The sequence below is a fragment of the Luteibacter sp. genome (genome assembly GCF_036500425.1).
Taxonomy (GTDB): domain Bacteria; phylum Pseudomonadota; class Gammaproteobacteria; order Xanthomonadales; family Rhodanobacteraceae; genus Luteibacter.
On the sequence record NZ_DASYCB010000081.1, the window covers coordinates 37,328 to 52,250 of the forward strand.

At 64.6% G+C, this 14,923-nt stretch carries 10 protein-coding genes; 3 read left to right on the forward strand and 7 right to left on the reverse strand.

All coding sequences use genetic code 11. The features are described 5' to 3' along the window. Nucleotides 1-10 precede the first annotated feature (10 nt). Genes VGN46_RS19795 through VGN46_RS19810 form a run of 4 tightly spaced genes read right to left on the reverse strand, consistent with a single transcriptional unit; the run spans nt 11 to nt 4,660 of the window. Nucleotides 11-2,275: a thiamine pyrophosphate-dependent enzyme gene (locus tag VGN46_RS19795; protein WP_331646453.1), complete on the reverse strand. Its 2,265-nt coding sequence runs from the start codon at nt 2,273-2,275 to the stop codon at nt 11-13. Nucleotides 2,276-2,295: 20 nt separating this feature from the next. Then, on the reverse strand, nt 2,296-2,898 hold the full coding sequence (locus tag VGN46_RS19800) for a glutathione S-transferase family protein (protein WP_331646622.1): 603 nt from the start codon (nt 2,896-2,898) through the stop codon (nt 2,296-2,298). A gap of 45 nt (nt 2,899-2,943) precedes the next feature. Continuing rightward, on the reverse strand, nt 2,944-3,501 hold the full coding sequence (locus VGN46_RS19805; RefSeq protein ID WP_331646455.1) for a GNAT family N-acetyltransferase: 558 nt from the start codon (nt 3,499-3,501) through the stop codon (nt 2,944-2,946). Next, nucleotides 3,491-4,660: an acyl-CoA dehydrogenase family protein gene (locus VGN46_RS19810; protein ID WP_331646457.1), complete on the reverse strand. Its 1,170-nt coding sequence runs from the start codon at nt 4,658-4,660 to the stop codon at nt 3,491-3,493. Before VGN46_RS19810 ends, VGN46_RS19805 begins: the two co-directional genes overlap by 11 nt. A gap of 224 nt (nt 4,661-4,884) precedes the next feature. Between VGN46_RS19810 and VGN46_RS19815 the strand changes: the two genes are divergently transcribed. After that, nucleotides 4,885-5,760 (forward strand): DMT family transporter, encoded by an 876-nt coding sequence (locus VGN46_RS19815; RefSeq protein WP_331646459.1) that lies wholly within the window; start codon nt 4,885-4,887, stop codon nt 5,758-5,760. A 103-nt stretch (nt 5,761-5,863) separates the two neighbouring features. On the opposite strand, the gene VGN46_RS19820 is transcribed toward VGN46_RS19815, so the two are convergent. The 3 genes from VGN46_RS19820 to VGN46_RS19830 all read right to left on the reverse strand — a co-directional run bounded on the left by VGN46_RS19820 (nt 5,864) and on the right by VGN46_RS19830 (nt 12,756). After that, nucleotides 5,864-6,805, reverse strand: a complete 942-nt coding sequence (locus tag VGN46_RS19820) for a 5'-nucleotidase (protein ID WP_331646461.1) — start codon at nt 6,803-6,805, stop codon at nt 5,864-5,866. 91 nt (nt 6,806-6,896) lie between these two features. Then, nucleotides 6,897-7,655 carry an NAD kinase gene (locus tag VGN46_RS19825; RefSeq protein ID WP_331646463.1) on the reverse strand — a complete coding sequence of 253 codons (759 nt, stop codon included), beginning with the start codon at nt 7,653-7,655 and terminating at the stop codon, nt 6,897-6,899. A 175-nt stretch (nt 7,656-7,830) separates the two neighbouring features. After that, nucleotides 7,831-12,756 carry an NAD-glutamate dehydrogenase gene (locus tag VGN46_RS19830; protein WP_331646465.1) on the reverse strand — a complete coding sequence of 1,642 codons (4,926 nt, stop codon included), beginning with the start codon at nt 12,754-12,756 and terminating at the stop codon, nt 7,831-7,833. A gap of 267 nt (nt 12,757-13,023) precedes the next feature. On the opposite strand from VGN46_RS19830, the gene VGN46_RS19835 reads away from it, so the two are divergent. Both VGN46_RS19835 and VGN46_RS19840 read left to right on the forward strand, forming a co-directional pair. Beyond that, the gene (locus VGN46_RS19835) at nt 13,024-13,680 is read left to right on the forward strand and encodes a TetR/AcrR family transcriptional regulator (RefSeq protein ID WP_331646467.1); all 657 of its coding nucleotides are present in this window, start codon (nt 13,024-13,026) and stop codon (nt 13,678-13,680) included. Next, nucleotides 13,677-14,912, forward strand: coding sequence for an efflux RND transporter periplasmic adaptor subunit (locus tag VGN46_RS19840; protein WP_331646469.1), 1,236 nt, complete (start codon nt 13,677-13,679; stop codon nt 14,910-14,912). The genes VGN46_RS19835 and VGN46_RS19840 overlap by 4 nt, the downstream gene beginning before the upstream one ends. Nucleotides 14,913-14,923 lie beyond the last annotated feature (11 nt).

The window sequence follows — 14,923 nt, forward strand, 5'->3', positions numbered from 1 at the left end:
CCTACAGGGTTTAGGCGAAGTGGGCCGTGGCGGCGACGATGTCGTCGTCGCCGGGGAGCACGAGGAAAGCTGCGCCGGCTAGCGGCGTGAAGGTGTCAGTGCCGACCACGCGGTGGAGCGGTGTCGCGCCTAGGCCGGCTTCGACGATGGCGGTGATGACGCCCTCGCCAACCCCCGCGCTCTTGCGACCTTCATCGACCACGAGGATGCGCTTCGCACCCTTGGCCTGCGCCGCGATAAACGCATCGTTGAGCGGCACCAGCCAACGCACATCGACCACACGAACCTTCCAGCCCCGCTCGGCTTCGATCCGGCGAGCCGCACGCAGGCTCATCGGGATGCCATTGCCAAAGCTGAAGATCACCAGGTCATCCGCGCCCTCGTTGTAAACGCGCCCTTCGCCCAGCGGCATCGCCTCGCCCGGTGCGGGATAGGTGAACTGCCACTGGCCGTCGCCGGCTTCATAGAGATCCTTGGTCATGTAGAGCGCGATAGGTTCGAGGAACGCCGTAACGCGGCCGTCGACCTTCGCCAGCGCCGTCAACGTACGCAACATGGTGGCTGCGTCATCGCCGCGGCTGGGACAACCGACGACCAGGCCAGGGATGTCGCGCAGCGCGGTGATCGAATTATCGTTATGGAAGTGGCCACCGAAACCGCGCTGGTAACCCAGTGAAGCAACACGCATCACCATCGGATTGCGGTATTGATCGTTCGAGAAGAACTGCAACGACGCCGCTTCACCACGAATCTGATCGCACGCGTTGTGGAAATACGCGAGGTACTGGATCTCGGGCAGCGGCAGCATCCCCATGTTGGCGTAGCCCTGGGCCAGGCCCAGGATCATGGTTTCGTCCAGCAGCGTGTTGAAGACACGGCTATTGCGGAAGGCTTTGTGCAGGCCTTTCGTCACGGTATAGACGCCGCCCTTCTGCGCGACATCCTCGCCAAAAAGCAAGCTCTCCGGGTACTTCGCCATGACGTCGTGCAGCGCCTGGCCAATCTGGATGGCCATATGGCGCGGCGGTTGCTTTTCCGGCAGCTTATCCGCGCCGCCGAAGACTCGCTCGCGTTCGGCGGGATCGGCCGCACGCTCTGCCTCGGTACGCACGGCCGCCGGCGTATAGGGTGCCAGCGGCCGGATCACTTCGTCGAGGCGGGTGATCTTGGGTCGACGGTCCGCTTCCTCTGCCGCTTCGAAGCAGCGCTTGCGAATGCTGTCGTAGAGGCCAAGCAAGCTCTCGCGATCGTACAAGCCCGAGGCCAGCGCGATGGTCGCGCTACGCAGCAGCGGATCGGTCGCTTCCAGGGCGACCAGCTCTTCCACCGAACGCCATTCGATCTCGAAATCGGTACCGGCGTGGCCCATCACGCGCGTGGTGTTCAAATGCAGGAAGGTGGGGCGTCGCGTGCTGCGGCAATGCTCGACCGCACGTTGCACACCCGCGTACCCGCCGGCCAGGTCAAGACCATCCGCATAGAAATAGTCGAGGTTGGAGCGGCGCTCGAAGTTGCTGGCCACCCAGCCGCTCGGGGTCTTCACCGAAATGCCGATGCCGTTGTCTTCGCAAATGAACAGCACGGGCGCGGGGAGCTTCTGATAGGCCGTCCACGCCGCTGCGTTGAAGGCCGTCTGTGCCGTGGCGTGATTGGACGAGGCATCGCCAAACGAACACAGCGTGATCGAATCATCGGGGATCGGCAGCGCGTGGCGGATGCGCTTGCCCTGTTCGATCGCGATGGCGGTGCCTAGTGCCTTCGGAAGGTGCGAGGCGATGGTCGAGGTCTGCGGAAGCACCCACAACGGTTTGCTGCCCCACACTTTGTGCCTGCCACCCGACGCCGGATCTTCGCTGCTGGCCGCGAACGATAGCGCGGAATCCATCACCGGATCCATGCCGGGCAATTTGCGGAAGCGCTCGGCCATGAAGCCGCCGCTACGGTAATGCAGGAAGGCCGGATCGGTGTGGCGCGTTGCGCGGGCCACCATGGCATTGCCTTCGTGGCCGGACGAACCGATCGTGTAGAACACCTTGTTCTGTACGCGCAGCACGCGCGCCATCAAGTCGAGGTGGCGGCTGATCAGCTGTGATTCGAGCAGGTCGCGGAAGCCCTGCGCATCGAGCGTGCTGCCGGGCAATACCGGCTCATCGTCGCGCGGTGGGCGGGCGACATCGCCCCGCCAGAACTGTACGAACTCGACGAAGTTCTGGTCGACGATCTCGGCGCGGTTGAAGCCCTTGTGGCGGGCGGCAATGGTATGCGGGACGGACATGGTGTGCTCTGCGAGGGGGATCAGGCAGCCATCGGCGAGAACCCGGACTGGGCGCTTACGCGCTCCAGCCAGGCACCGATGCGCGGCCAGCGGGACAGGTCGAAGCCGCCTTCGGCGGCGCAATGCGTATAGGCGAATAGCGCGATATCGGCGATGCCGAACGCGCCACCGCTGAAGTAAGACGCGTGGGCGAGGTGATCTTCCATCACATCGAGCGCACGGGCGCCGCGCTCGACCAGGCCTGGTACTTCCGCCTGGCGTTCATGGCTGGCTGGCAGCCAGCGGCGGACGAAGCGTGCGACGGCGATACACGGCTCGTGGCTGTACTGCTCGAAGAAAAGCCATTGCAATGTGCGAGCGCGATCCCACGCATCTGCAGGCAGGTACGGCGTACCTTCAGCAAGGTAACAAAGGATGGCGTTCGATTCGGCGAGACGGCGGCCGTCGTCAAAGACCAGCAGGGGCACCTTGCCGTTCGGGTTGAGCGCCAGGAATTCAGGTGTGCGGGTGGCGCCTTGCGAGCTATCGGTATCGATCCAGCGATAGGGCCGGCCCAGCAGGTCGAGAAGCAACTGGACCTTGTAGCAATTACCCGACGTACGCAGGCCGTAGACGGTGGGCATGGCGGTAGTGCTCTGGCTCACATGACGCTCCGGCGGATAAGGAAATCAGCGGCGGCGCGCGAGCCACTGCTCGCGCGTCTGGCCCCACAGGTCGACCACGTCACCTTCAAATGGTGCGGGTAGCACGCCCGGACCAAGCAAGGTCGAGCCCAGTTTCTTCGCTACGCTGATCGAGGCGACGTTCTCTGGATTGATGGAATGGACCACCTCTTTCCAGCCGAGGTTCGCGAATGCCCAATCCATGGAAGCCGCAGCACCTTCCGTGGCGTAGCCCTTGCCCCAGGTCTCGCGCAGCAGGCCCCAACCGATCTCGTGGCCAGGCCAGCCTTCGGGTTCCCATGGGCCAAGCCGGCCCACCCAGCGGCCCGTGGCTCGCTCGATCACCGAGAACATCCCGAAGCCGAGCATGCTCCACGACCCTGCCATGGTCATGAAGTTGCGCCAAGCGATGGCCCGCGGCTGCGGACCACCGAGGAAGCGATTCACTTCCGGATCGGCCATGCACACGGCCCACGCATCGAAATCTTCCGGCGCGGTGGGCCGCAGGATCAGGCGATCGGTTTCAAGACGTGGACCCTGCATGGCGCCGGGATCAGAACGCATTGATGCCGGTGAGCTCACGGCCGACCACCAGCTGGTGCACCGTCTCGGTGCCTTCGTAGGTGATGACCGATTCCAGGTTCAGCGCATGGCGGATCGCGGAATGCTCGGTGGTGATACCGGCGCCGCCGAGGATGTCACGGCAATCGCGGGCAATGTCGAGCGCCATGCGCACGTTGTTCCACTTGGCCAGCGAGACCTGGGTGGGCTGCATGCGGCCAGCGTCCTTCAGGCGACCCAGCTGCAGCGACATCAGCTGTGCGCTGGTAATGCGGCGGGCCATGTCGGCCAGCTTCAGCTGCACGGCCTGGTTAGCGGCTAGCGGGCGCCCGAACAGGATGCGCTGCGCGGAGTAGTCGAGCACTTCCTTCAGGCAGGCCTGCGCGGCGCCGATCGGGCCCCAGGTGATGCCATAACGGGCCTGGGTCAGGCAGCCGAGCGGGCCCTTCAAGCCCTTCACATTGGGCAGGCGCGCGCTATCCGGCACCCGCACGTCATCGAAGAAGAGACCGGACGTGACCGAGGCACGCAGGCTCATCTTCTTGTGTACTTCCTGCGCCGCGAATCCCTTGGTGGTCGTCGGAACAATGAAACCCTGGATGCCGTCTTCGGTCTGCGCCCAGACGATGGCGATGTGCGCGAGATTGCCGTTGGTGATCCACATCTTGGCGCCGTTGATGACCCAGTCGCCGCCATCCCGGCGCGCGTTGGTCTTCATGTTGGCCGGATCGGAACCGCCGTGCGGTTCGGTCAGGCCGAAGCAGCCGATGACCTCACCTGCGGCCATGCGCGGCAGGTATTCACGCTTCTGATCTTCCGAGCCGTAGGCGAAGATCGGGTACATGCACAGCGAGCTCTGCACCGAGGCGAAGCTACGCAGGCCGGAATCGCCGCGCTCCAGCTCCTGGCAGATCAGGCCGTAGCTCACGCCGTTCATGCCGGCGCAGCCGTATTCCTCGGGCAGCGTGGCGCCCAACAGGCCCAGCGAGGCGATCTCGGGGACAAGCTCGGCGGGGAAGCGGGCCTGGTCGAAGGCATCGCCGATGATCGGCAGGACCTTTTCATCGACAAAGCGCCCAACGGCGTCCTGCACCATGCGCTCTTCTTCGGTGAGCAGCGAACGGATGTCGTACAGATCTAGCGGGTCGAGACGGTGGGCCATGCGGGGACTCGTAAGCGGCTGCCGGAAAGCCCACGATTGTAGACCCGTGCGAAGACCGGGTCATGCCGGCCCGCAGCAAACCGCCCCGCCTCCCTTGTAGGAGCGCGCCTGCGTGCGATAGCCCTTGCCCCGGGCCCCATCCCCCAAACCATGCGCCCGCGAAGGGTGTGCCCAGCCGTAATCGATTACATAATGGGCCCGCTACCCGCCACCAGGCCCTCCCCATGTTCAAGGGCGTCATCCTCGGCTTTGCCTGCTACGCCGCCTACGCGTGGAGCGATGCCTTCGTAAAATCACTGGAAGGCACCTTGCCGGCCTACGAGGCCGTGTTCTTCGGCGCGGTACTGGCCCTGGCCGCCCTGCCCTTTCTGAAGAAGCCTGGCGACCGCTGGAGCGAAGTGGTGATCTCGAAGCTGCCCGGGCTCTGGCTGCTCCGCGCCATGGCCGGCGCCATCGGCAATGTGACCGCCGTGATGGCTTTCACGGCCTTGCCTATGGCCGAGGCGTTCTGCCTCATCTTCCTGCTGCCGATCTTCGTCACGATCCTCTCCGTGATCTTTCTGCGTGAGCATGTGGGCTGGCGGCGCTGGTCGGCGGTGCTGGTCGGTTTCCTCGGCGTGCTTGTCGTGTTGCGCCCCGGGTTCCGTCACCTGGGCGTCGGCCATGTCGCGGCGATCATCTGCGGCATCACCGGCGCGCTCTCTATCATTGCCCTGCGCATGGCCGGCGCGACTGAAAAACGCATCACGCTGTACGGCGCAGGCGTGATCGGCCCGATGATCGCCGGCTTCATCATGATGCTGCCGCACTTCGTATGGCCTGACCTGCACCAGTGGTTCCTGGTCCTCGGCTACGGCTTGTTCGCGGCCGCCGGCGCCGTGCTGCTCATGCTCGCCACGCAACACGCGCCAGCGAATCGCGTGGCACCGACGCAGTACAGCCAGATGCTTTGGGCGATCCTGTTCGGCTACCTGATCTTCCACGACCACCTGGACTGGTGGATGCTCGTGGGCATCGTGCTGATTCTTGGCGCGGGCCTCTTCACCTTTGTGCGGGAAGAGAAGAAGACCGACTGGTGGCGGTGGACGAACATCGTCTGACGTCTCAATCAGCTTTCGACGACACCTGCGTCAGACATCGCTGATTTAACGGCGCAAGGCATCCGGGAACCATGACGACTCCATACTTAGGAGTTTGTCAACCTCAGGAATTGCTGACGCCGTGCGGCACATGGCCGGTGGCGACGACGCGGCGGGCGGATTCCACGTTGGCCGGGCTGTCGTCGAAGAAGATGTCGGCGCCGAAGGCGTCAAGGAACGGGCCTTTGTCGCGGCCTCCGAGGAACAGGGCTTCGTCGATGCGGACGCCCCAACGGCGGAGCGTGAGGATGACGCGCTTGTGCGCCGGTGCGGAGCGCGCGGTGACCAGCGCGGTGCGTATGGGCGAGGTTTCTGCCGGGAACGCGGCCTGGAGGCGGTGCAACGCTGAGAGGAAGCCGCGAAACGGTCCGCCGGAAAGCGGCTCGGCCCACAGGGCGGTTTCGTTCTCATGGAAGGCCTGGAGCCCCTGCTCGCGCGAGACGCGCTCGCCTTCGTCCCCGAAGATCACGGCATCGCCATCGAAGGCAACGCGGAGCTGCTCGGTGGAGCGCGGGGGCGCGACGGACGGAAGAATCGTCGCGGCCGCAACGCCGGCGCGCAATGCGCGGCCCACGTCTTCGGCGTTAGCCGAGAGGAACAGGTCAGCCTTGAACGGGGCGATGTAGTCGGAGGTCGGTGCACCACTGGTGAAGGCCGCGCGGGAGATGCCGAGACCGTAGTGCTGGATGGCATTGAAGATGCGCAGGCCCGTGTCGCCGGAATTGCGCGACAGGAGGATCACTTCGACGGCCGGGACATCGCCGGAGAGTTTGTTGAGGTCGAGGAGCTTCTGTACCAACGGGAAAGCCACACCAGGCTTCAGCAGCTCGTCTTCGTGTTCGATCTGGAACGCGCGGTAGGCGTCGAGGCCTTCGCGTTCAAACAGTTCGTGGCTATTGCCCATGTCGAAGAGCGCGCGCGAGGAGATAGCCACCACCAGGCGGTTGTCGCGCACGGATGCTTCGTCGTGGGCGTTGCTGGACGGGAGGTCCTCGGGGGCGTTCATGGGGCGATCCGTGGGGTGGGCACGCCTATCCTAGAACAGAAGTGTAGGAGCGCGCTTGCGCGCGATCGCACGCAAGCGCGCTCCTACGGGGCTACCCCGCGAATTGTTCGTCGAGGATGCGCTGCTGGAGGTTGTGTTCGGGGTCGAACAGGAGGCGCACGCCGTGGCGGCGCGATTGGCGGATGTCGACGGTGCGGACGTCGCGGACTTCATGGAAATCGGCGGTGGCGCTGATCGGGCGCTTGTTCGGGTCTTTGGTGTCGAAGCCGACCTTGGTCGTATGCGGCAGGATGGCGCCGCGCCAACGACGTGGGCGAAACGGGCTGATTGGCGTGAGCGCCAGCACGTTGGCATCCAGCGGCAGGATCGGGCCGTGGGCGGAAAGGTTGTAGGCAGTGGAGCCGGCAGGCGTGGCGACGAGGATGCCGTCACAGACCAGTTCGTCGAGCTTGACCTCACCGTTCAAGCGGACCTGCAGGTGGGCGGCCTGGTTACTCTGGCGCAGCAAGGCGCACTCATTGAACGCTAGCGCGCGGTGTTCGACGCCGTCGCAGCAGATGCTATGCATTTCCAGCGGGTGAAGCACCGCCGGGTGGGCACGCTCAATGCGTTCGACGAGGCCATCCGTCTCGTGCTTGTTCATGAGGAAACCCAGGCGGCCCAGTTTCATCCCGTAGAACGGAATGCCGAGCGTCCGGTGTGCGTGCAGCGTGCGCAGCATGAAGCCATCGCCGCCGAGGGACACGATGATCTCCGCGTTTCCGGGTTCGACGCCGCCATAGCGCTTGGTGAGCGCCGCGCGGGCACGCTGGGCGACTTCGGTTTCGCTGGCAACGAAGGCTAGGCGCATGGGTAGGCGTTTGAAGGACCAGCCCGGAGCTTAGCCCACGGCCCCAAAAAACTGTAGGAGAGCGCTTGCGCGCGACAGGCCGGAGCGAGACCTTTGCAGGATCTTGCTCCGGCTGATCGCGCGCAAGCGCGCTCCTACAGGGGCCGCACCGCCTTTGGGAGGGCGGCGCGCTTTGTTACACCGGGATCTGCGCGAGCTGGGCCAGGCGGCGGACGGCGACCGAGGCGATCGGGTAGTCGGCGTTCTGGGTCAGGATCTCGGCGAGCATGCTGCGGGTGTACTTCAGCGTGGCATCGTCGCGTTCCAGCCAGGCCTTCACCGGGCTCACGTCGGTGCGGTCGCCGGCGATGGCAAGCACCTGCAGGGCCAGGGCGCGGTGCTGGGCATTGAGCTCATCCAGCAGCGAACCACGGGCCTGGGCATGCCATGCCCCTTCGACCGGCAGGGCTTCGATCTGGCCGCGCAACCATTCCAGGTCGAGCGCTTCACCCAGTTCGTAGAACACCTTGGCGACCGTGGCGATGTCCTTGCCGCTCTGCTTCGACACTTCAACCATGTCGAGCGCCGAACGCAGCACCGAGACGCGCGCCAGACGCACGGCCAGGTCGGTAGGGATACCGAAGCCTTCCCACTTCTCCTGGCTCGCGGCGAAATCGCCACGACCGGTATCGGTTAGCGCATCGGGTAACGCCTTGCGCAACGTCGTCACTTCGGCGGCGTAGCGATCGACGTTGGCCGCGATATCCAGCGAACCGCCCGGGCGGTTGAGCAGCCAGCGGGTCAGGTGACGCAGCAGCGACCAGATCTGCAGGATCGCGTCGATCTGCGTGTCCTCGGCCACCTGGGGATCGCTATCCAGCGCCTCGAGCTCGGCCCACAGATCGCGTGCATCGAGGATCTCGCGTGCGGCCGTGTAGGCCTTGGCAATAGCGGCCGGGCCGTGGCCCGTATCCTCCTGCATGCGCATCATGAAGGTGGCGCCCATGCGGTTAATCGTCGAGTTCGTCACCGCGGTAGCGATGATCTCGCGCTTCAGGCGATGGCGCTGCATGTGCTCGGCGTACTTGTCGTGCAGAGGCACCGGGAAGTAACGGACCAGCTCACGCGAGAGGTACGGATCTTCCGGCACATCCGACTCCAGCAACTGCTGGAACAGGCGGATCTTGTCGTACGACAGCAGGACCGACAGTTCCGGACGGGTCAGGCCCTGCCCCTTGGCCTTGCGCTCGCTGAGCTCAACCTGGCTCGGCAGCGACTCCACCTGGCGATCGAGCAGGCCTTCCGCTTCAAGCGTCGTGATGAAGTGCGCCATGGAACCCAGGCGACGGACCGACTGGTGTTCCATCAGGGTGATTGCCTGATTCTGGCGGTAGTTGTCCCAAAGCACCAGGCGGCCGACTTCGTCGGTCATCTCGGCCAGCTGCTTGTTGCGGCCTTCGAAGGTTAACTCGCCACGCTGCACGGCATCGTTCAGCAGGATCTTGATGTTCACCTCGTGATCGGAGGTGTCCACGCCAGCGGAGTTGTCGATGAAGTCCGTGTTCATCAGCACGCCGGCCTGGGCGGCTTCGATGCGGCCCTTCTGGGTCATGCCCAGGTTGCCGCCCTCGCCAATGACCTTGCAACGCAGTTCATTGCCGTTGACGCGCAGGCCGTTGTTCGCGCGGTCACCCACGTCGGCATGCGTTTCGCTGGTGGCCTTGACGTAGGTACCGATACCGCCGTTCCACAGCAGGTCGACCGGCGCCTTGAGGATCGCCGAGAGCAGGTCGTTCGGCGCCATGTGCGTGGCTTCCGAGCGAATGCCCAGCACGGCCTTGGCCTCGGCAGACACCGGGATCGACTTGGCGCTGCGCGGATACACGCCGCCACCCGCCGAGATCAACGACTTCTCATAGTCGTCCCACGAAGAACGCGGCAGGGCGAACATACGCTGGCGCTCGACGAAGCTCTTCGCCGCATCCGGGTTCGGATCGAGGAAGATATGACGATGATCGAACGCGGCCAGCAGGCGGATGTGCTCGGAGAGCAGCATGCCGTTGCCGAACACGTCGCCGGACATGTCGCCGACGCCCACCGTGGTGAAATCCTGGGTCTGGCTATCACGACCCATCGCGCGGAAGTGGCGCTTGACCGACTCCCAGGCACCCTTGGCCGTGATACCCATGCCCTTGTGGTCGTAGCCGTTCGAACCACCCGACGCGAACGCATCATCCAGCCAGAAGCCGTGCTCGGTGGAGATCGCGTTGGCGATATCCGAGAACGTGGCCGTGCCCTTGTCGGCGGCGACGACCAGGTACGGGTCATCGTTGTCGTGACGAACGACATCGTGCGGCGGTACCACCTTCCCTTCGACGAGGTTATCGGTGATGTCGAGCAGGCCATTGATGAACATGCGATAGCACGCGATGCCCTCGGCCAGCTGTGCGTCGCGATCGCCCCCTACCGGAGGACGCTTCACGAAGAAGCCGCCCTTCGAGCCGACCGGCACGATGACCGTGTTCTTCACCATCTGCGCCTTCACCAGGCCCAGCACTTCCGTACGGAAATCCTCGCGGCGATCGGACCAGCGCAGGCCGCCGCGCGCGACGGAACCGAAACGCAGGTGGATGCCTTCCACGCGCGGGGCGTAGACGAAGATCTCGCGGAACGGAACCGGCTTAGCCAGCTCGGGCACCTTGTGCGAATCGAACTTGAAGGCGACGTACGCACGGAACGCGCCATCCCAGGCCTGGAAGAAGCTGGTCCGCAGCGTGGCATGCACCAGCGAGATGAAGCTGCGCAGGATGCGGTCTTCGTCGAGGCTGGAGACGTTGTCGAGCAGCGTATTGATCGCTTCCTCGACCGCGGCCGCCTGCTCTGCGCGCGGCAGGGCCAGCGCGGCGATGAGGTTGCCGATCAGGCCCGGATGCGCCGCCAGGGTCTCCTGGTCCATCAGCGCGTGCATCTCGTGTGAGAGCAGCTCTTCCGCACGCTTGCGCTGGTCGGCATTGAGGCTTTCACGGCGCGGATCGAAGCGCGCGTTGAACATCTCGATGATCAGACCGGCGATCGCCGGGTAACGATTCAGGGCATCTTCCATGTAGGCCTGGGAGAAGGCCACGCCGGTCTGCAGCAGGTACTTGCAGTAGCCGCGCAGGATAGCCACCTGGCGCCAGTTGAGCTTGGCACCGAGCACGAGGCGATTGAAGCCATCGTTCTCGGCATTGCCGCGCCAGATCTGCTCGAACGCATCCTCGAAAATCGTACCGACCTGCGAGACATCAAAGGCGAGGCGGCCAACCGGCTGCACTTCGAAATCCTGGATATAGAGCGCCGCGTCACCCAGCTTCACCTCGTACATGTGCTCGGTAAGCACACGCAGGCCAAGGTTTTCCAGCTGCGGCAGCACTTCGGAAAGCGCGATGTCCGAGCCAGAGCGGTAGACCTTGAAGCGCAGCTCTTCCGGACGATGCGGCGGGTGGTAGAACGACATGCTGATGGCGTCCGGGCCATCGAGGCTGGCGAGCGCGCGCACATCGGCGGCGGCCACGGCCGGCGACACTTCATCGACGTAGCCGGCCGGCAACGCCTTGCCGTAACGGTTGGCCAGGATGATGCCCTGCTGTTCGCCGGCCGTCGTGACCAACTGGTCGCGGAGCTCGTCGTACCAGTTACGGGCGATCGAGGCGATCTTTGCCTCGACGTCCGCGGCGTCGTACACCGGGTGGTCGCCGATGCGCGGGCGCACGACCACGTGCAGGCGTACCAACGCCGCTTCGCCCATGAGCACGGCCGAATCGACGTGTTCGCCATGGAACGCCTCGCGCAGCACGGCTTCGACGCGCTCGCGCACGTTGGTGTTGAAGCGGTCACGCGGGATATAGACCAGGCACGAGAAGAAGCGGCCGTAGCTGTCGCGGCGAATAAACAGGCGCGTGCGCGTCCGCTGGGCCAGATCGAGCAGGCCGGTCGCCAGCGCGAACAACTCGTCGGTGCTGCACTGGAACAGCTCATCACGCGGCAACGTATCCAGGATGTGGCGCAGCGCCTTACCCGAATGCGAATCGCGCTTCAGGCCCGAGCGGGTCATCACGGCTTCGCACTTCTCGCGCACCAGGGGAACCTGCTGCGGGTGGGCCATGTAAGCGTTGGACGAGAACAGGCCAAGGAAGCGCTGCTCAGCCACCGGGCGGCCCTTGCCATCGAACTTGAGGACGCCGATGTAATCCATGTAACCAGCGCGGTGCATCGGCGAGCGGGCGTTGGTCTTGGTCAGGATGATCGCATCGGTCGAGCCCGAGCGCGGCAGCTCGCTAGCTACCAGGGTGCGCAGTGAACGCGGCGCAAGGGAACGCTCCGCGCCACGCAGGATGCCCAGGCCAGAGCCTTCGACCGTGCGCAACACTTCATCGCCCGCATCGGCGGCCACCTCGTACTCACGGTAGCCCATGAAGGTGAAGTGGTTATCGGCTACCCAGCGCAGGAACTCGGAGGCTTCGCGGATTTCCTCGGCCGTGTAGGGCAGCGAACGCTTGTCGAGGTCCCCGGCCACGTCCTGCATCTTGCCGCGGATCGCTTTCCAGTCGGTGACCGCCTCGCGCACGTCGGCCAGCGCGGTTTCGACGTTGGCCTTGACGGTATCGAGCTCGGTGTCGTCGATCCGGTCGATCTCGAAGCGCATGACGGATTCGGCGTGGTCGCCAGCGCCCATGGCCTCGAGCTGGCCCGAGGCCGAGCGAGTCACAGGCACCACCGGGTGAATGATGGCGTGGATGTCGGCATGCGCCGCCGCCACCATCGATACGGTGTCGACCAGGAACGGCATGTCGTCGGTGACGACCTCAACCACGGCGCGGGTTCCGGAAACACCGGGGTTATATACGCGGACCTTGGCCTTGCCCGGCGTACGCTCGCGGGCAAAGGTCAGCAGGTCGGCGATCAGGGCGGCCCACCGGGCCTCGGTGTGCAGGGCGTGATCCGCCTGCGCCATGCGTTCAAAGAAGGCCTCGATAAAAAAGCGCGCCTCGTTCAGGCGCTCAGCGGGGAAGTCGAGTTTCTTGAGTTCATCGAAAACGAGCGTCTGGAACTGGCCGTTTTCGGCCGCGCGAATCGCATTCATGGGCAGATATCGATGTGGGGAAGTTGAGAAAACCGTAAAAGGATAGCTCTCGTACGTGTCATAGAGCCACACCATGAGTGCATGTGATTCAAGCGATTTTCACCGCAGCGCGGCAATTAATCGGTAACCGACAACGGAGTTCACTCCCTTGCCGCCTTGGCATGACATGTGCGTCGCAACAATTCGCACGCGAATGGCCGTCATGACCGTTGACGATGGTGAGGGGGAGATTCTAAACTGGACGGTATAGTCCAGCAGGTATAGGTAATGTCGAACCTGGATCACCGCCCCGCCTCAGACCGGCAGCAGCGGGTGCTTCAGGCGGCCTGTGCCCTGTTCCTGCGCGATGGTTACCGGGTCAGCATGGGCGCCGTGGCCCGTGAGGCCGGGGTATCCAAGCAGACGGTATACGCGCACTTCGAAAACAAGGACACCCTCTTCCACGCTGCCGTCGAACAACTGGTCTTACCTCTCCATGCGAGTCTCTCCCCGGAGCGCCGCGGGCTGGCTGCCACGCTGCTTGCCCTTGCCAAGGCGCACCAGACCCATGTGATGGACCAGGAGAATGTCGCGCTGGGGCGGATGCTTATCGCCGAGGCGCCCCGTTTCCCCGCGGCGGCGCGGACCTTCTTTCGTACCGCCATCGAAACGGTGGCCGCCCGTTTATCGGGTTGCATGGCCGAGGCGATGGAAAGCGGCGAGATGCGTCAGGAGGACCCGGATACGGCAGCAGAGCTGTTCCTGTCCATGTTGCACGGCCTGGAAGGCGATCGACGACTGTTTGGCCTGCGTGCAAGGGGACCTAAGGCACAGGATGACTGGGCCCGGCATGCGGTAACTGTATTTATGCACGCATACGACATCCTCCCGGGTGACCGGACGCGAACGAACAAGAAACCTGGAAAAGGAACGGAGTTCTCATGAAACCCCTGCCCCTGCGCACTACCCTGCTGGCCGCCGGCCTCGTTGCCGCCCTGGCTGCCTGCCACAAGCAGGAAGCCCCACAGGCTCCGCCCCCGCCGCAGGTGGGTGTCATCACGATCCAGCCGACCAGCGTGCCCCTGGTCCAGGATCAGGTCGGCCGCGTATCGGCCTTCCGTACCGCCGATGTCCGCGCCCGCGTACCCGGCATCCTGCTGAAGCGCCTTTACACTGAAGGCACCGACGTCAAGGAAGGCCAGTCGCTGTTCAAGATCGACCCGGCGCCGCTTCAGGCCGAACTCGATGCGCAGACCGCGAACCTTGCTTCGGCGAAGGCCACGGCGGTGAACAGCAAGGCCCAGGCGGATCGTGCTCGCGGCCTGATCGGCAAGAATTACGTCTCGCGCGCGGATCTCGATACGGCCGAGGCCACCGAGCGCACCGCGAACGCCGCGGTGAAGCAGGCGGAAGCCGCCGTGCAGTCAGCCCGGATCAATCTCGGCTTCACCGATGTCCGCTCGCCCATCAGCGGCCGCGCGGGCAAGCAACAGGTGACCGAAGGCGCCCTGGTGGGCCAGAGCGACACCACCCTGCTCACCCAGGTGGATGAGCTGGACAAGGTCTACATCAACTTCAGCATGTCCGTGTCCGATCTGGACACGCTGCGCAACGCCGCTGCCAACGGTGCTGCGACGCTGTCGGCCACCGACGAGTCGAAGGTTCGCATCCAGTTGCCTGACGGCTCGGACTTCGGCGAAGCCGGCCAGCTCGACTTCTCGTCGGCCACGGTCAACCCGCAGACGGGTACCACCGACCTGCGCGCGCTGCTGCCGAACGATAACCAGCGCCTGCTGCCAGGCCAGTACGTGACCGTGAAGGCCACCCTCGGTGAGCTGCATAACGTGTTCCTGGTCCCGCAGGTCGGCGTGCTTCGTGATGCCAACTCGGCCTATGTCCTGGTGGTGGGTACCGCCAAGGTGAAGGATCCGCAGTCGGGTGAAGAGAAGTCCGTGGAATCCGCAGCCGTCCGCCGCCCTGTGCAGACCGACCGTATCAGCGGCTCGAACTGGGTAGTGACGGGTGGCCTGCAGCCGGGTGACAAGATCATTGTCGAAGGCTTGCCCAAGGCTAAGGAAAACTCGCCGGTCAACGCGCAGCCTGCCCAGCAGCCGGCCGCCGCGGGCGCGGCACCGGCACAGGCGGGCTCCTCGGCCGCCCCTGCCGGCAAGCAGTAAGGGAGTTCCGT